The following is a 16,522-nucleotide window of genomic DNA, read 5'->3' as shown; positions in this document are numbered from 1 at the left end:
TCGCCGACGTCCGGTCCGGGCCCCAAGTAGCGTGTCGGTAAGCCGACCGAACGAGGATCACCCGTAACCATGCGCCTGTTCCGCCGCAAGAACACCACCGCCGATCCGCCCGACCCGCGTACCGCGTGGCCCGAGCAGCCTGTGCCGGAGGACCCGGCGGCGGCTGCGGAGGCGTTCTGGCTCGGCTGGTTCGAGCTGCTGCCGATGGTCAGCGCTGCCCTGGGCGAGGGTGAGCTGCACCGGGTGGAGCACGAGCTCTGCCAGCTGGTCGAGGCCCTTCACCCGCGGCTGCACTTCTCGCTCGAGCGTGGTCGTCAGGCGATCTACGCCCTGGTCGTGACCGGTCAGGAGGATCCGGCGGTGCGGCCGTTCACCGATGCCTGGCGTGCCGCCGCGCCGCCGGACGACGCGATCTGGGAGTACCACGACTCGGTTCCGCCCGTGCCCGACCCGACCGAGGTCACCGTGAACCTCGGGGAACGGCGGATAGCGCTGGCCGATGTCCGGGTCGTCGCGCAGGTGGACGACGAGGAGCAGGTGGTCGACGTCGCCGTCTTCCATCCCGGGTTCGGCGACCTCGACGACGTGACCCGGCAGACCATGACCTTCCTGCCCCTCGATGCGACATTGGGTGAACGCCTGGCCGCCGAACGGTTACGCCGCGTCGAGACCGCGGAGACCGAGCCGGCCGGGGCGATCACCCTTCTGGAGTTCCGTGAGCTGGTCCGCGGACTGGGCGGCGACCACGACGAAAATGTCGGTGCCGCCGACTAGGGTTACCACCCGTGAGCAGCACCGACCTTCCCCAGGACCAGAGCGCGGCGGCCGCCGAGGACGTGACCGACGTCCCGGCCGGTGTGCGTGAGCGGCACGGCGCCCTCGCCGAGGAACTGCGCAACCACCAGTTCCGCTACTACGTCCTGGACTCGCCGATCATCTCCGACGGGCAGTTCGACGAGCTGCTGGGCGAACTTCAGCAGCTCGAGGACGAGTATCCCGGGCTGGTCACGCCCGATTCGCCGACCCAGCGGGTCGGGGGCACGTTCTCGACCGAGTTCACCGCGTACGACCACCTCGAACGCATGCTGAGCCTGGACAACGTGTTCGACCAGGAGGAGTTCCTGGCCTGGGTGGAACGCGTCGAGAAGGAAGTCGGGCAGACCGAGTTCCTCGCCGAGCTGAAGATCGACGGCCTGGCGATCAACCTCCTGTACGAAAACGGCCACCTCACCCGGGCCCTCACCCGCGGCGACGGCCGGACGGGCGAGGACGTCACGCTCAACGTCCGCACGCTCGACCAGGTCCCTGAAACACTGACCGCCACCGACCAGTTCCCGGTGCCCGCCCTGGTCGAGGTGCGCGGCGAGGTCTACTTCCGCGTCGAGGACTTCCTCGAGCTGAACGCGAAGATGGTCGAAGCGGGCAAGCCGCCGTACGCGAACCCGCGCAACACCGCAGCTGGCTCGCTGCGGCAGAAGGACCCGAAGATCACGCGCGAGCGGCGGCTGCGGCTGATTTGCCACGGATTGGGCAAGCGCGACGGCTTCGAGCCCCAGCGCCAGTCGGAAGCGTACGACGCGCTGGCGGCATGGGGCCTGCCGGTGTCGCCACACAGCAAGGTCCTGACGTCGGCGGACGAACTCACCGCGCACATCACCTACTGGGGTGAACACCGGCACGACGCCGAGCACGAGATCGACGGCGTGGTCATCAAGGTCGACAGAGTGGCGTTGCAGCGGCGCCTCGGCACGACGTCGCGCGCGCCGCGGTGGGCGATTGCGTACAAATACCCGCCTGAAGAAGCCATCACGACGCTGTTGGACATCCAGGTGAACGTCGGGCGCACCGGACGGGTGACGCCGTTCGCCGTCACCGAGCCGGTCAAGGTCGCGGGCTCCACCGTCGCCCGGGCCACCCTGCACAACCAGGAAGAGGTCAAGCGCAAGGGCGTGCTGATCGGCGACCGGATCGTCATCCGGAAGGCCGGCGATGTCATCCCCGAGGTCCTCGGGCCGGTGGTGGACGCCCGGACCGGGGACGAGCGCGAGTTCGTCATGCCCACCCACTGCCCGGCCTGCGGCACCGAGCTCGCCTACCAGAAGGAAGGCGACAAGGACATCCGCTGTCCGAACAGCCGTTTCTGCCCCGCCCAGCTGCGGGAACGCCTGTTCAGCCTCGCCGGGCGCGGCGCCTTCGACATCGAGGTCCTCGGGTACGAGGCGGCGGCTGCGCTGCTCGACGCGCGGGTCATCGCCGACGAGGGTGACGTCTTCGACCTGACCGAGGACAGCCTCGCCGAGGTCGAGCTCTTCCGCACCAAGGCGGGGGAGTTGTCGGCAAACGCACGAAAGCTGCTCGCCAACCTTGAGGTGGCGAAGGACCGGCCGTTGTGGAAGGTGCTGGTCGCTTTGTCGATCCGGCACGTCGGGCCGACGGCGGCGCAGGCGCTGGCCCGGGAATTCGGCTCGATCGAGCGCATCGAGCAGGCGACCGAGGAAGAGCTCGCGGACGTCGACGGCGTCGGCCCGACCATCGCCCGCGCGACGCAGGAGTGGTTCGAGGTCGGCTGGCACCGGGAGATCGTCGAAAAATGGCGACGCGCCGGTGTGCGGATGGAGGAAGAGCGCGATGACTCGATTCCGCGCAACCTCGAAGGCATGTCGATCGTCGTGACGGGCTCGCTCGACGGCTTCTCCCGCGACGAGGCCAAGGAGGTCATCATGGCGCGCGGGGGGAAGGCCGCCGGGTCGGTGTCGAAGAAGACCGCGTTCGTCGTCGTCGGGGATTCGCCTGGTTCGAAATACGACAAGGCCGTGCAGCTCAAGGTGCCGGTGCTGGACGAAGCCGGTTTCCGAGTCCTTCTGGAGCAGGGGCCCGAGGCGGCGCAGGAGGTGGCGCTGCCGGCCGGCGACGAGACCGTCGCCGACGAATCCGGGGAGACGGATGGGTGAGGTCGAGATCCGGCCGCCGCGGCCTGAGGAGTACGCCGTGGCGGGCGAGGTCACGGTGCTGGCGTACCAAGCCGACGGCCACCTGGCCGACGGCGTCGGTTACGACGCGACGCTGCGTGATGTCGCGCGGCGGGTCGAGGCGGCCGAGGTCCTCGTCGCCGTGGACCGGGCGGGTGACGTGGTCGGCACGGTGACCATCGTGCAGCCGGGGTCCGAATACGCCGAGATCTCGCGTCCGGGCGAGCTGGAGTTCCGGATGCTGGCGGTGGCGCCCTCGGCGCGTGGCCGTGGAATCGGCGACGCGTTGGTCGGGGCGGTGTTCGACCGCGCCCGCGCGCTCGGGCTCCGCAGGGTGGTGCTGAGCAGCCTCGACCGGATGCACAGCGCGCACCGGCTCTACGAACGCCTTGGGTTCGCGCGCCTGGCCGAACGGGACTGGCGGCCGTTCCCGCACGTCATGCTGATCGCCTACCAAATCGACGTCTGACCTGGGCGTCGTCGAAAAAGGGACGAACCCGCGCGGGGCTCGTCCCTTTTTCGACGACGTGGCGCGGTCGCGCTAGCCGTCGAGGACGACCGCGACGATGCCGGCGAGGTGGGCCAGGCGGGCGACCTCGGCGGCGCGGAAGTTCGGGCCGCCCGGGCGGGCGACGAGCAGCGCCTTGCCCGGTTTGCCGAGCGGGGTCGCGGCCAACTCGGTGCCGAGTTCCTTCCACGTCTCCGGGATCCAGGCGTCCTCGCTGTCGAGGACGGTCGCGCGCTCGAGTGGCAGCCAGGGCAGGTCCGTGATGGGGGTCTCCGGGGCCGCGCTCGACGACGCCAGGCGGACCGCGCCGGTTTCGGCGTGCTCGACGATCATTGCCCAGCCCGCGCGCACGATGCGGGGGACTCCTTCGGCGAGGATGTCGAGGCCGGACTTCGGCTGCGCCGCGATTTCCTCGACCAGTTCGAGCTCGCGGTGCGTGTCCAGGACGCCCGCGTAGGGACGGACCGCGTCCACTTCGACGCCTTCGACGCTCTCCGCCGCCGTGATGAGCGCGTCGGGCAGGCGGCCCGACGGGAGCTCGACCACCAGGTCGTCGACGGCGACTCCGCTGCCGCGCTCGACGACGTCCACGCTGAGGATGTCGGCGCCTACCGTGCCGAGCGCCGTGGCGACCGCGCCGAGGGTCCCCGGGCTGTCCGGAAGGAGGACCCGGATCAGGAACGACACCACGCGCCCCTCTCACCTCTGGCGTCCCAGCCTTGCCGTGGGACGCTCGATGCCGGTCGCCGATTGTGACAGACCCACCCGGCCCGCGGGACCTGCTGTCCGCCGGGCGGGATGCGAGCGTCGCCGGACGGCAGCCTGCCTGCGCCGGGCGTAACCCAGTCGAGTCCGCCCGCGCCGCCACCATAGACTTGCAGCTTCCGAGACAACCCGCACAGCACAACCCGGGAGTCACCCGCGTGCCCAACATTTCCCGAGACGAGGTCGCGCACCTCGCGAAGCTGGCCAGGCTGGCCGTGACCGACGACGAGCTCGACGTCTTCGCCGGCCAGCTCGACCAGATCCTGGACTCGGTGGCCAAGGTGAGCGAGGTCGCCGCCGACGACGTGCCGCCCACCTCGCACGCCGTGCCGCTGACGAACGTCTTCCGGCAGGACGTCGTCGTCCCCGGGCTCACGCAGCAGCAGGCGCTGGCCGGTGCGCCGGCCGCCGAGGACGGGCGTTTCCGGGTGCCGCGGATTCTGGGGGAAGAGCAGTGACCGAGCTCATCAAGCTGACCGCCGCGGAGCTGGCGGAAAAGATCCACGCGCGTGAGGTGTCCGCGGTCGAGGTCACGCAGGCCCACCTGGATCGGATCGCCGAGGTCGACGACCACATCCACGCGTTCCTGCACGTCGACACCGAGGGCGCGCTGGCCGCGGCCAAGGCCGTCGACGAGGGCATCGCCGACGGCAATGCGCCCGCGTCGCCGCTGGCGGGCGTGCCGCTCGCGCTGAAGGACGTCCTCACCACCGAGGGCGTGCCGACGACCTGTGGGTCGAAAACGCTCGAAGGCTGGATCCCGCCGTACGACGCGACGGTGACGCGCAAGCTGCGTGAAGCCGGTGTCGTCATTCTCGGCAAGACGAACATGGACGAGTTCGCCATGGGGTCGTCGACCGAGAACTCGGCATACGGCCCGACGCACAACCCGTGGGACCACGCCCGTATCCCGGGCGGGTCGGGCGGTGGGTCGTCGGCGTCGATCGCGGCCTTCGAAGCGGCCATCGCCATCGGTACCGACACCGGTGGTTCGATCCGGCAGCCCGGGGCGGTCACCGGGACCGTCGGGGTCAAGCCGACCTACGGCGGCGTCTCGCGCTACGGCCTTGTCGCTTTTTCGTCCTCGCTCGACCAGGCCGGTCCCTGCGCGCGGACGGTGCTCGACGCTGCTCTGCTGCACGAGGTCATCGCCGGGTACGACCCGCGGGACTCGACGTCCATCGACGCGCCGGTGCCGCCGGTGGTCGCCGCGGCCCGGCAGGGCATGACCGGTGACCTCAAGGGCGTCAAGGTCGGCGTCGTGAAGGAGTTCGGCGGCGACGGCTACCAGCCGGGTGTCGAGCGGTCTTTCCAGGCCGCGGTCGAGCAGCTGCGCGCGCTCGGTGCCGAGGTCGTCGAAGTCTCTTGTCCGCATTTCGTCTACGCGCTGCCCGCTTACTACCTGATCGCGCCGAGCGAATGCTCGTCGAACCTCGCCCGGTTCGACGCCATGCGCTACGGCCTGCGCGTCGCCGACGACGGCACGCACAGTGCCGAAGAGGTCATGTCGCTGACCCGCGAGAAGGGCTTCGGCGCCGAGGTCAAGCGGCGGATCATGCTGGGCACCTACGCGTTGTCGTCCGGCTACTACGACGCCTACTACGGCTCGGCGCAGAAGGTCCGCACCCTGATCACGCGTGACTTCGACGCCGCCTTCGAGAAGGTCGATGTCCTCGTTTCGCCCACGACGCCGACCACGGCGTTCAAGATCGGCGAGCGCGTGGACGACCCGATGGCGATGTACCTCGCCGACCTGTGCACGATCCCGTCGAACCTCGCCGGCAACGCCGCCATGAGCGTGCCGAGCGGGCTGTCCGACGAGGACGGGCTGCCGGTCGGGCTGCAGATCATGGCCCCGGCGCTCGCCGACGACCGGCTCTACCGGGTTGGCGCCGCCTACGAGGCCGCCCGCGACGCCGCCGCCGGTGGGGCGCTCATCCACAAGGTCCCGGAGCTGGGAGGAACGAAGTGACTGCCGTGGCCGAGTTGATGGACTACGCCGACGTCATCGAACGCTTCGACCCGGTGCTCGGGCTCGAGGTGCACGTCGAGCTGAACACGAACACGAAGATGTTCTGCGGCTGCCCGAACGAGTTCGGCGGCGAGCCGAACACGAAGGTCTGCCCGACCTGCCTCGGCCTGCCGGGGGCCCTGCCGGCCCTCAACGGCAAGGCCGTCGAGGGCGCGATCCGGATCGGGCTCGCGCTGAACTGCGAGATCGCCGAGTGGTGCCGGTTCGCCCGGAAGAACTACTTCTACCCGGACATGCCGAAGAACTTTCAGACTTCGCAGTACGACGAGCCGATCGCCTTCAACGGCTACCTCGACGTCACGCTCGACGACGGCGAGATCGTCCGTGTGGAGATCGAGCGCGCGCACATGGAGGAGGACACCGGCAAGTCGCTGCACGTCGGTGGCGCGACCGGCCGGATCCACGGTGCCGAGCACTCGCTGCTCGACTACAACCGGGCCGGCGTGCCGTTGATCGAAATCGTGACAAAGCCGATCGAGGGCACCGGCGAACGGGCGCCCGAGGTCGCGCGCGCGTACGTCTCGGCGTTGCGCGACCTGCTTCGCGCGCTCGACGTATCCGACGTCCGGATGGACCAGGGCTCGCTGCGGTGCGACGCGAACGTCTCGCTCATGGCGAAGGACGCGACCGAGTTCGGTACGCGCACCGAGACGAAGAACGTCAACTCGCTGCGGAGTGTCGAGCGCGCCGTCCGCTACGAGATGACGCGGCAGGCAGCGATCCTCGCCGAGGGCGGGTCGATCAAGCAGGAGACTCGGCACTTCCAGGAGGCCGACGGCACCACGTCGTCCGGCCGGACGAAGGAAACCGCCGAGGACTACCGGTACTTCCCGGAGCCCGACCTGGTCCCGATCGCCCCGTCGCGTGAGTGGGTCGACGAGCTGCGCGGCACGCTGCCCGAGATGCCCTCGGAGCGGCGGAAGCGGATCCAGCAGGAGTGGTCACTTTCCGACGAAGCCCTGCGTGACCTGCTGAACGTCGGCGCCGTCGACCTCGTCGCGGCCACCGTCGAGGCCGGGGCCACCCCGGACGAGGCGCGCGGCTGGTGGGTCAACACCCTCGCCCAGGAGGCGAACACGCGCGAGGTCGAGCTGACCGATCTGGCGATCACGCCGAAGCAGGTGGCCGAGGTCATCGGGCTCGTGTCGTCCGGTGAGCTGACGAACAAGCTCGCCAAGGAGGTCGTCCAGGGCGTGCTCGCCGGTGAAGGCGATCCGCGGGAGGTCGTCGAGAAGCGTGGGCTGAAAGTCGTCTCGGACGACTCGGCCCTGCTCGCGGCGATCGACGAGGCGCTGGCGGCGCAGCCGGACGTCGCGGACAAGATCCGCGGCGGGAAGGTCGCGGCGGCGGGGGCGATCGTCGGCGCGGTCATGAAGGCGACCAAGGGGCAGGCCGACGCCAAGCGGGTCCGGGAGCTGATCATCGAGCGCGTCGGTTCCTGACCGTTTTCATGACACAGCCGTTTTCCGTCAAGAGCGTCACCTGGCGCGAGTGGCTCGGCTTGGCGGCCGGGCTGCTCGCGCTGGGTTCGACGTTCCTGCCGTGGACGACCCTCAGCGCCGGCAAGCCGGACATCGAGAACATCCTCGACCAGTTGCCGCACGGTGACGTCGTCCGCGACGCCTGGCACTCGAGCTTCTTCGCCTGGTGCCCGCCGCTGCCGCTGCTGGTGGCCGGTCTCGTCGTGGTCGTTTTCGGGCGAATCCGGAATCTGCGGGTCAGCGGCCTGCCGCACCTGTGGCTGGTGGTCGCCGCGGCGTCGCTGCTGATGATGGTGATCGGCTGGCTCACCCTCGACTGGGAGTTCGACGCCGACCAGCGCGGCATCTTCGACGCGGCCGGGATCACCATCGGGGCGGGCTTCGGTCGGTACCTCGGGCTGTTCGCCGGGCTGGTGTCCGTCGTGGTCGCTTTTCTGGACGTGCGGGCGATGCGCGCCGAAAGCCGGCAGCCGCGGAAGGCCCGCAGCAAGAGCCTTTGATCCTCGCGGCAGCCGGGCAGCCGGGCAGCCGGGCAGCCGGGCAGCCGGGAGCAGGCAGCGGGTGGGTGGTATCCGCCGTATTCGGCAAGGTTCTTCACGTTAAGTGGATTTCCACTGGGCGCCGGAGTCGTCCGTCCGGTTGATCGCCGCCGGTGACAACGTTGACATCCGCGGCTGCCGTTGCATGAGAAAGCGCTTTCTGAGACGGTCGGAGAGGTGCGACCCTGCATGACGAGGTCGCTTTCCGCTGGCGTACGGGCGACGTGGATCGGCGTCGGCCGGGTGCTGGATCCAGGGAAGGAGGCTCCTGTTGGCCCAGGGAAAGCGCTTACGAGTCGCCGTCGTCGGGACCGGGGCCATCGCGGACAGCCACCGCGCCGCCTACCAGGCCTACCACGACGACGTTGACATCGTGGCCGCCGTCGATGTCGACGAGGCCCGGGTGGCCGCCTTCTGCGCCGGGACCGAACACGCCCGGCCCTACCGCCACGTCGGCACCCTGCTCGCCGAACAGCGGCCCGACCTGGTCTCTATCTGCACGCCGCCGAGCCTGCACGTCGAGCAGACGAAGGAGTCCCTCGAAAGCGGTGCCTGGGTTTGGTGCGAGAAGCCGCCGTGCCGGTCGCTCGCCGAATACGACGAGATGACCGTCGTCGAGCGGGATGGTGGTCCGTACGCCGCCTTCGTCTACCAGCAGCGGTCCGGGTCGGCCGCTGCGCACTTCCGGACCCTGCTCGCGGATGGGGAACTGGGCCGTCCGCTCGTCGCCCACTGCCAGACCACCTGGTACCGCGACGCCGCTTACTACGCCGTGCCATGGCGTGGGCGCTGGGCGAGTGAGGGTGGCGGGCCGGCCATGGGCCACGGTATCCACCAGATGGATCTGCTGCTCCACCTGCTCGGCGACTGGGCCGAGGTGCGCGCGATGACCGCGCGGCTCGTCCACGATGTCGAGACCGAAGACGTCTCCACCGCGCTCGTCCGGTTCGAGTCGGGAGCCCTGGCCACCGTCGTCAACAGCGTCCTCTCGCCGGACGAGGTCAGCCGGATCCGGATCGACTGCGAACGCGCCACCGCGGAGCTCACCCACCTCTACGGGTACGGCGTCAAGGACTGGCGCTACACGCCCGCGCTGCACATCGGGGGCGAGATCGTCGAACGCTGGCACAGACCGTCCGCCGACGTCGACAGCTCGCACGCTGCCGCCTTTACACCGATTCTTGCCGCCTACCGTGCCGGGCGGCGGCCGCCGTGTAGCGGGGATGACGGCCGGCGGGTGTTGGAGCTCATTGCTGCGCTCTACAAGTCCGCGTCCACCGGGCTCGGCGTGCGACGCGGGGAGATCGGGGCCGGCGACCCCTTCTACCGCTCGATGGCCGGCACCCGCGCGGAGGTGCGCGCGTGAGCGCCGCGATCACGGTGACCCACCGCTATGGCGAGCACGTCTCCGTCGAGGCCGGCGGTGTCCAGCTGATGTCCTATGTGTACAAACCCGACCCGGTCGCCTTCGAGTCGCGCAAGCCTTACGTCCACCCGCTGCGGACCCTCGGTGGCCGGCCCGTCAGCGGGTACCGGCCGGCCGACCACCGGTGGCACAAGGGGCTGCAGATGACGTCCAGCCACCTGTCCGGCCAGAACTTCTGGGGCGGCCACACCTACGTCCCCGGCCGGTGGTACCAGGACCTGCCCGACCGCATCGGCTCCATGCGGCACGACGGCTTCACGGCCTTCGCCGTCGAACCCGGCCGGCTGAGCTTCACCCAAGCGCTCACCTGGGTCGCCAACGGCGGCGACGAGTGGGCGCGGGAGCGGCGCGACCTCGTCGTCCACTCGGTCGAGCCGGCCGAAGGGGCCTGGGCGCTCGACTGGGGGATCGAACTGACCAACGTCCGCGACACGCCGCTCGTGTTCGGCAGCCCGACCACGGCCGGCCGCGACCTGGCCGGGTACACCGGCCTGCACTGGCGGGGTCCGCGGGACTTCGGCGGCGGCCGGGTCCTCGGGCCCGGCGATCTCGAGGGCGACGGGATGATGGGCGCGCAGGCGCCGTGGCTCGCGTTCGTCGGGGAGCACGACGACGTCGACGCGCATTCGACGCTTCTGTTCGCCCACGCACCCGAGAACGACAAGGCCATCCACGAGTCGCACTGGTTCGTCCGTTCCCAGGACACGCCCATGGTTGCCTTCTCGTGGGCGTTCTTCGAAGAATTCGCGCTGCCACCGGACGAAAGCTTCACCTACCGCTACCGGATCGTCGTCGCCGACGGTGCCTGGGACCGCGAACGGGTGACGCGCTACCTGGACGGGCACGGGTGGTCATGAACGAATTTCCGCTACCGGGTGGCGTCGGCGTCTCGCACCTGCGCGCCTACGACTGGGCGGCCGAGGACGGCGTCTGTGGTGGCAGCCCGCACGTCCACCTCGCCTGCACCGAGGCCTACGTCGTCACCGGGGGACGAGGGGCCGTCCAGACGCTGAGCGTCGGCGGCTACGCCGAGACGCCGCTGGAGGCCGGGGTGATCGCCTGGTTCGCGCCCGGCACCGTGCACCGGATGGTGCAGGAAGACGGCCTGCGCGTCACGGTCCTCATGCAGAACAGCGGGCTGCCGGAGGCGGGGGATGCCGTGTTCACTTTTCCGCCCGACGTGCTCGCCGACACGGCGGCGTACGCCGAGGCCGCGGCGTTGCCGAAAACCGACCACGCCGCGCGACGCCGTCGTGACCTGGCCGTTCGCGGGTACCTGCCGCTGCGCGACGCCCTGCGGGACGGCGATCCCGAGCCGCTGCGGACGTTCCACCGCGCGGCCGTCGCGCTCGTCGCGCCGAAGGTCGCAGAGTGGGTACCGCGGTGGCGCGCCGGGGCGCTGAAGGCCGCCGAGCTGACCGGTGCGCACCTCGAGGCCCTCGCCGATGGCGATGGGAGCCACCTCGACCGGTCCGGCGTCCGGGTCGCGACGCCGTCGGACCCGGACGGCTTCGGCATGTGCGGCCGCCGCGCCGCATACGACATCCCGCTCGACCAGGAAGGCTTGCCGTGACGAACCAGTCCAGCATCGGAGTGCTGCTCAACGGGGTGACCGGCCGGATGGGCTACCGGCAGCACCTGCTCCGGTCGGTCCTGGCGATCCGCGACCAGGGCGGCGTCGCCCTGCCGGACGGGAGCCGCGTGCAGCTCGAGCCGATCCTCGCCGGGCGCAACGCCGCGAAACTCAAGGACATCGCCGACCGGCACGGCCTGACGGCGTGGACCACCGACGCCGGCTCCGCGCTGCAGGACGCCGACATCTACTTCGACGCGCAGCTGACGTCGGCGCGGGAGCCGTCGGTGCGGGCGGCGATCGCCGCGGGCAAGCACGTCTACGCCGAGAAGCCCCTTGCCGAAAAACTGACATCGGCGCTGGAGCTGGCCGCGCTCGCGCGGGACGCCGGGATTTGTCACGGTGTCGTCCATGACAAGCTGTTCCTGCCCGGGCTGCTCAAGCTGCGGCGGCTGGTCGACGGCGGGTTCTTCGGCCGGGTCCTGTCGGTGCGCGGCGAGTTCGGCTACTGGGTGTTCGAGGGCGACTGGCAGGACGCGCAGCGCCCGAGCTGGAACTACCGCGCCGAGGACGGCGGCGGCATCGTGCTCGACATGTTCTGCCACTGGAACTACGTGCTGGAGAACCTCTTCGGCCGCGTGTCGGCGGTGACGGCCAAGGCGGTGACGCACATCCCGCGCCGCTGGGACGAGCAAGGCGCGGCGTACGCGGCTACGGCGGACGACGCCGCGTACGGGATCTTCGAGCTGGAGTCGGGGGCGATCGCCCAGATCAACTCGTCGTGGTCCACACGGGTTTTTCGCGACGAGCTGGTCGAGTTCCAGGTCGACGGCACCGAGGGCAGCGCGGTCGCCGGGCTGCGGCGCTGCCGCGTCCAGCACCGCTCGGCGACGCCGAAGCCGGTGTGGAACCCCGATCTGCCCGCGACCGAGCCGTTCCGCGACCAGTGGCAGGAAGTGCCGGACAACGCCGAGTTCGACAACGGCTTCAAGGCGCAGTGGGAGGAGTTCGTGCGGGACGTGGTCGCGGGGCGGCAACACCGGTACGACTTCTTCTCGGCGGCGCGGGGGCTGCAGCTCGCCGAGGCCGGGTTGACGTCGTCGGCGGAGGGGCGACGGGTGGAGCTGAAGCCGCTGGTTTAGACAGGGGCGTGGCGGGGCCGCGCGGGCGGGGGGAGCGGGCCGGATCGCTGCGCGCCCGGCGACCGGAACCAGAGCGCACCACGCCGTGGTCGAAATTCGGCGACATGCGGATTTCCGCAGGTCAGTCCTTGCCGTTGCCGCCGCCGGAGGTGGCTGGGGTGATCAGGACCACCCGGTCGTCGCTCGAAACCGGGGTGCCGCCGTCCTTGTTGACCGTTCCCGCCACCGCCAGCTGGGGGTTGATCATGCTCATGCCCGCGAGGCGCCCGTACGTCACCGGGGGTTTGCCCGTCTTCCCGTCGAGGCTCACCGTCGGCTTGCCGCTGATCGCGCCCTCCGCCGTCACCGGCAGGTTTTGCAGATTTCCGGCCAGGGACGTGCCGACCGACAGTGAGCCGTTGGCGTCGACGAAGTCGGCGCAGCCCGCGACGCCCGGCTTGTCCGGCCACGTCCACGCCGGCGTCGTCAGCGGCTGGCCCGCCTGGACCCGGTAGAGGGCGTCTTTGTCGGCGAGCCGGTCGGTGACCCAGACGCGGCCGCCGTCCGCGGACGCGCACACCCCGCCCGGCGCGTGCAGGCCCGCCGCCACCGCCAAGGCGCCGTTCGGGTTGCCCGCCGCTGCCTTGCCCGACGTGTCGATGCGCAGCAGCTTCCCCGCGAGGGAGGTCGGGTCGGCCGCCGCGTTCGGGTTGCCCGCGTCACCGGTTGCGACCAGGAGCGCGCCGCGGTTGTCGGTGCCGATCGTGCCTCGGTTGCCGGACGCGCCCTTCGGGATGCCGGTGAGCACCGGCTTCGGCGGCTGGCCCTTGGCGAACCGCACGACACGGTTGTCGGCCGCCGTCGTGATGTAGGCGAACACCAGCTGGTCTTCGACGTACGACGGCGAGAGCGCGAGGCCGGTCAGGCCGCCGTCGCCGGCCGCCTGGACGTCGAGCTTCGCGAAGTCCGTCGCGTCCTTGCCGCCCGTTGCCAGCAGGACGCGGCCGCTCTTGCGCTCGCCGGCCAGCGCGCTCGGCGTGGAGCCGTCGCCCGGCAGGCCGGCCACCGCGGCCACCGTGTCCAGGCAGGTTGCGATCACCGACGAATCGAAGTCCTTGCAACCCTGGGGCGGGGGCACCGGCACGGCCGACTGGCCGGGCCGCGGCTGCTTGCCGTCGCTGCCGGAGTCCGCGCCGGGGCCTTGGACCTCGGGCGGCGACTCCGGGCTCGGCACGGGGGCCGGGCTGAACGTCTGGCCCGCCGCGGTGTCGTCGAACCGCGCACATCCGGCGGGCAGCAGGACGCCGCAGGCCACGATCGCCAGCAGGGCCGAGCGGTACCGGGTGCGCATGATCCCCCAGCCTAGGGGCAGGTGCGTGAACCATGGGTGAGTACTCCTCGATTACGTTGGGATCATGACGCTGACCGTGCTGGTGCCCGACGACGAGGGCATGACCATGCTCGCCGAGGTCCCGCGGGTCCTGCCCGTGCGCTACCAGTGGGGCGAGCCGGTGCCGCCCGAGGCCGCGAAGGCCGAGGTGATCATCCCCGGCAAGCACCCGCCCGGCGAGCAGCTGTGGCGCACCGTGCCGAACCTGAAGCTGATCCAGCTGCTGTCCGCCGGCGCCGAGGACTGGGTCGGCAAAGTGCCCGACGGCGTCCTCCTCTCGACCTGCCGCGGCGCGCACGGCGGGAGCACCGCGGAGTGGGTCGTCGCCGCGCTGCTGTCGATGTACCGGCAGCTGGACGTCTTCGCCGCGGCGCAGCGCGAGGGCCGGTGGGCGCGGCAGACGACCGACACCCTGCAGGGCAAGCGGGTGCTCGTCATCGGCGCCGGCGACCTCGGGCAGCACCTGCGGCGACGGCTGGAGCCGTTCGACGCGCGCTGCACGATGGTCGGGCTGACCGCACGCGAGGGTGTGCACGGCGTGCGTGAACTGCCCGGCTTGCTCGAACTGCACGACGTCGTGGTGCTGATGGTGCCGCTGACCTCCCGCACCCGCGGGATGGCTGGCGCGGAGTTCCTGTCGCGGATGCGCGACGGCGCCGTGCTGGTCAACGCCTCGCGCGGCGCTGTCGTGGACACCGACGCTTTGATCGCCGAACTGACCACGGGACGGCTGCGGGCCGCGCTCGACGTCACCGACCCCGAGCCGCCGCCCGCCGGGCACCCGCTGTGGACGGTGCCGGGGCTGCTGCTGACCCCGCACGTCGGCGGGGCCGTGCGGGGCGTTCGTGGTCGTTCGTACGCCGTCGCCGCGGCCGAGATCGCCCGGTACGCCGGCGGGGAGCTGCCGGACAACCTCGTCCACGGGGAATACTGAGCTCGCCAGGGCCGCGGGATTCCCCTACCCTGCGCGGGTGAGCAGTGGAGACGACTTTTCGCAGCAGTCCACCAGCCTCCTGTCGGGTGTCGAGGACGATCGGTCGGACGACACACCACGCCAGGGCGGCCTCGGCCTCGGCCTGCTGATCCTGCGGCTGGCGCTCGGCCTGACCATGGGCGCGCACGGTCTGCAGCACCTGTTCGGCCTGTTCGGCGGCCCGGGCATCGGCGGGTTCGCGCGGATGCTGGAGACGTTCGGCTACCACAAGCAGACGACGCTGCTGTCGTGGATCACCGGCATCACCGAGGTCGGCGGCGGGGTGCTGGTGATCGTCGGGCTGTTCACGCCGCTGGCGGCGGCGGGGCTGCTGGGTGTCGCGGCCAACGCCGTGTACGCGAAGTTCCACGGCGGGTTCTTCGAGGGCCAGGGCCAGGGGTTCGAGCTGGAGTTGCTGCTCGGAGCGGCGGCGCTGAGCCTGCTGTTCACCGGGGCCGGGCCGATTTCGCTGGAGCGGAACACGCCCTGGCGGAAGCGGCCGCTGCCGTTGGGGCTGGCGTCGCTGCTGCTGGCGGCCGCGGCGGCCGTGGTGGTCATCGTCTTGACGCGGTAGCTGGGGACAACTCGCCGGGGTGTGGACAACTCGGCTTCGGCGGGCCGGAATTGTCGGTGGCTTCCGGTAACGTTGAAATCGGGGGTCCCCCAAGCGGCGGGGGGCTTTTTGGCGGCTGTCGCCGAAGTTGGGACGGGGTTTTCGCCTGCGCGGGAACGCCGCAGACGAGACGTGCGCTAGCGATCGAGACGTGCGCTGGACGGCGAGAGGTGCGTCTGGCGGCGAGACGTGCGCCGGGGAAAGAACTACGCGTCGTCGCGCAGGGAACGGATCATCTTCTGCAGGATCCCGAACGCCCCTGACCGCTCGGCCTCCGTCAGGCCGGACAGCATTCTGACCTCGACGGACCGGACCGCCACCGTCGCCTTCTCCAGGCTCCGGCGGCCGCGGGGTGTCAGCCGCGTAGGGAGCACCTTTCCGACGGGTGCCTCCGCCGGCCTCGTCACGTAGCCGTCTCGCTCCAACGCCTGGAGCAGCACGTTCATCGTCTGCCGGGTCACGAAGGCGCCTCGGGCCAGCTCGGAGTTCGACAAGCCCGGGCGCTGGGCCAGCAGTTCGAGGCACGAGTAGTGCGTCACGTTCATGCCGAGCGGCCGCAGCACCTCCTCCATCGCCACGCGCAGCGCGCTCGACGCCTCCTTCAGCAGGTAGCCCAGCGACGTCTCGAGGTCGACCCCGTCTTGACTCATGTCAGCATTCTGACATAGCCTGGGTCGTGTCAGGAAGCTGACACGCAACCCGAGGAGTGTTCCCATGCCCGCCACCGGCCCCGACTTCATCTCGCTGCAAGCGCGCGACCTCGACGCCTCGCAGGCGTTCTACGAGCAGTACCTCGGCCTCGTCCGTTCGCCGGCCGGGCCGCCGCACGCTGTCGTTTTCGAGACCAAGCCGATCGCCTTCGCCCTCCGCGAGGTCGTTCCCGGCACCGATCTGACCGGGCAACCCGGCGTCGGGGCCGCGATCTGGCTCCACGCCACCGACGTCCAAGCCATCCACGACGCCCTGGCCGCCGACGGGCACGCCATCGTCTCCGCGCCCATCGACGGACCCTTCGGGCGGACGTTCACCTTCGCCGACCCCGACGGCTACCACGTCACGCTGCACGACCGCGCCTGATGGCAAAACGAAAAGGCCGCCCCGGGCATCGGGACGGCCTTTTCGAGGCGAAAGA

The 16,522-nt window shown here is 70.6% G+C and carries 17 protein-coding genes; 14 read left to right on the top strand and 3 right to left on the bottom strand.

The genetic code is table 11. The features are described from left to right. Positions 1-69: 69 nt before the first annotated feature. Genes OO60_RS25175 through OO60_RS25165 form a run of 3 tightly spaced genes read left to right on the top strand, consistent with a single transcriptional unit; the run spans position 70 to position 3,438 of the window. Entirely contained in the window at positions 70-774 is a 705-nt protein-coding gene (locus OO60_RS25175) for a hypothetical protein (protein ID WP_003080815.1), read from the top strand. An 11-nt stretch (positions 775-785) separates the two neighbouring features. Next, entirely contained in the window at positions 786-2,951 is a 2,166-nt protein-coding gene (gene ligA / locus OO60_RS25170; protein ID WP_003080814.1) for an NAD-dependent DNA ligase LigA, read from the top strand. Next, complete coding sequence (locus OO60_RS25165) at positions 2,944-3,438, top strand: GNAT family N-acetyltransferase (RefSeq protein ID WP_003080810.1); 495 nt, start codon at positions 2,944-2,946, stop codon at positions 3,436-3,438. The genes ligA and OO60_RS25165 overlap by 8 nt, the downstream gene beginning before the upstream one ends. A gap of 72 nt (positions 3,439-3,510) precedes the next feature. Here OO60_RS25165 and OO60_RS25160 read toward each other — a convergent pair whose 3' ends face one another. Beyond that, positions 3,511-4,164, bottom strand: coding sequence for an ACT domain-containing protein (locus tag OO60_RS25160; RefSeq protein WP_033262209.1), 654 nt, complete (start codon positions 4,162-4,164; stop codon positions 3,511-3,513). Between the two features lie 236 nt (positions 4,165-4,400). Between OO60_RS25160 and gatC the strand changes: the two genes are divergently transcribed. From gatC to OO60_RS25120, 8 genes are all read left to right on the top strand, one after another. After that, on the top strand, positions 4,401-4,700 hold the full coding sequence (gene gatC / locus OO60_RS25155; protein ID WP_003080804.1) for an Asp-tRNA(Asn)/Glu-tRNA(Gln) amidotransferase subunit GatC: 300 nt from the start codon (positions 4,401-4,403) through the stop codon (positions 4,698-4,700). Continuing rightward, on the top strand, positions 4,697-6,214 hold the full coding sequence (gene gatA / locus OO60_RS25150) for an Asp-tRNA(Asn)/Glu-tRNA(Gln) amidotransferase subunit GatA (RefSeq protein ID WP_003080802.1): 1,518 nt from the start codon (positions 4,697-4,699) through the stop codon (positions 6,212-6,214). The genes gatC and gatA overlap by 4 nt, the downstream gene beginning before the upstream one ends. Beyond that, entirely contained in the window at positions 6,211-7,716 is a 1,506-nt protein-coding gene (gatB, locus tag OO60_RS25145) for an Asp-tRNA(Asn)/Glu-tRNA(Gln) amidotransferase subunit GatB (protein ID WP_033262182.1), read from the top strand. Before gatA ends, gatB begins: the two co-directional genes overlap by 4 nt. A gap of 8 nt (positions 7,717-7,724) precedes the next feature. Then, entirely contained in the window at positions 7,725-8,255 is a 531-nt protein-coding gene (locus OO60_RS25140; RefSeq protein WP_003080798.1) for a hypothetical protein, read from the top strand. A 310-nt stretch (positions 8,256-8,565) separates the two neighbouring features. Beyond that, positions 8,566-9,660 (top strand): Gfo/Idh/MocA family protein, encoded by a 1,095-nt coding sequence (locus OO60_RS25135; protein ID WP_003080795.1) that lies wholly within the window; start codon positions 8,566-8,568, stop codon positions 9,658-9,660. Further along, entirely contained in the window at positions 9,657-10,577 is a 921-nt protein-coding gene (locus tag OO60_RS25130) for a DUF6807 domain-containing protein (protein WP_003080793.1), read from the top strand. The genes OO60_RS25135 and OO60_RS25130 overlap by 4 nt, the downstream gene beginning before the upstream one ends. Then, positions 10,574-11,293, top strand: coding sequence for a cupin domain-containing protein (locus OO60_RS25125; RefSeq protein WP_033262208.1), 720 nt, complete (start codon positions 10,574-10,576; stop codon positions 11,291-11,293). The genes OO60_RS25130 and OO60_RS25125 overlap by 4 nt, the downstream gene beginning before the upstream one ends. A gap of 47 nt (positions 11,294-11,340) precedes the next feature. Then, on the top strand, positions 11,341-12,435 hold the full coding sequence (locus tag OO60_RS25120) for a Gfo/Idh/MocA family protein (RefSeq protein ID WP_051767759.1): 1,095 nt from the start codon (positions 11,341-11,343) through the stop codon (positions 12,433-12,435). A gap of 121 nt (positions 12,436-12,556) precedes the next feature. Here OO60_RS25120 and OO60_RS25115 read toward each other — a convergent pair whose 3' ends face one another. After that, entirely contained in the window at positions 12,557-13,765 is a 1,209-nt protein-coding gene (locus OO60_RS25115) for a PQQ-dependent sugar dehydrogenase (protein ID WP_003080785.1), read from the bottom strand. Positions 13,766-13,829: 64 nt separating this feature from the next. On the opposite strand from OO60_RS25115, the gene OO60_RS25110 reads away from it, so the two are divergent. Together OO60_RS25110 and OO60_RS25105 are read left to right on the top strand one after the other, a co-directional pair. Continuing rightward, the gene (locus OO60_RS25110; RefSeq protein ID WP_003080781.1) at positions 13,830-14,738 is read left to right on the top strand and encodes a 2-hydroxyacid dehydrogenase; all 909 of its coding nucleotides are present in this window, start codon (positions 13,830-13,832) and stop codon (positions 14,736-14,738) included. Positions 14,739-14,775: 37 nt separating this feature from the next. Next, positions 14,776-15,351, top strand: a complete 576-nt coding sequence (locus tag OO60_RS25105; protein ID WP_003080778.1) for a DoxX family membrane protein — start codon at positions 14,776-14,778, stop codon at positions 15,349-15,351. Between the two features lie 245 nt (positions 15,352-15,596). Here OO60_RS25105 and OO60_RS25100 read toward each other — a convergent pair whose 3' ends face one another. Further along, the gene (locus tag OO60_RS25100; protein ID WP_003080774.1) at positions 15,597-16,040 is read right to left on the bottom strand and encodes a MarR family winged helix-turn-helix transcriptional regulator; all 444 of its coding nucleotides are present in this window, start codon (positions 16,038-16,040) and stop codon (positions 15,597-15,599) included. 64 nt (positions 16,041-16,104) lie between these two features. Here OO60_RS25100 and OO60_RS25095 point away from each other — a divergent pair, with 64 nt between their 5' ends. Beyond that, positions 16,105-16,467, top strand: coding sequence for a VOC family protein (locus OO60_RS25095; RefSeq protein WP_003080771.1), 363 nt, complete (start codon positions 16,105-16,107; stop codon positions 16,465-16,467). Positions 16,468-16,522 lie beyond the last annotated feature (55 nt).

The organism is Amycolatopsis vancoresmycina, from assembly GCF_000716785.1.
GTDB classification, from domain to species: domain Bacteria; phylum Actinomycetota; class Actinomycetes; order Mycobacteriales; family Pseudonocardiaceae; genus Amycolatopsis; species Amycolatopsis vancoresmycina.
This window is presented reverse-complemented; position numbering and strand designations above follow the sequence as displayed.

Bases quoted from the DNA above. Each gene is read 5' to 3' on its own strand.
- OO60_RS25110 (WP_003080781.1), top strand. From the start codon at position 13,830: ATGACGCTGACCGTGCTGGTGCCCGACGACGAGGGCATGACCATGCTC.
- OO60_RS25100 (WP_003080774.1), bottom strand. From the start codon at position 16,040: ATGAGTCAAGACGGGGTCGACCTCGAGACGTCGCTGGGCTACCTGCTG.
- OO60_RS25165 (WP_003080810.1), top strand. From the start codon at position 2,944: ATGGGTGAGGTCGAGATCCGGCCGCCGCGGCCTGAGGAGTACGCCGTG.
- OO60_RS25120 (WP_051767759.1), top strand. From the start codon at position 11,341: ATGGGCTACCGGCAGCACCTGCTCCGGTCGGTCCTGGCGATCCGCGAC.
- OO60_RS25175 (WP_003080815.1), top strand. From the start codon at position 70: ATGCGCCTGTTCCGCCGCAAGAACACCACCGCCGATCCGCCCGACCCG.
- OO60_RS25140 (WP_003080798.1), top strand. From the start codon at position 7,725: ATGACACAGCCGTTTTCCGTCAAGAGCGTCACCTGGCGCGAGTGGCTC.
- OO60_RS25115 (WP_003080785.1), bottom strand. From the start codon at position 13,765: ATGCGCACCCGGTACCGCTCGGCCCTGCTGGCGATCGTGGCCTGCGGC.
- OO60_RS25095 (WP_003080771.1), top strand. From the start codon at position 16,105: ATGCCCGCCACCGGCCCCGACTTCATCTCGCTGCAAGCGCGCGACCTC.
- OO60_RS25125 (WP_033262208.1), top strand. From the start codon at position 10,574: ATGAACGAATTTCCGCTACCGGGTGGCGTCGGCGTCTCGCACCTGCGC.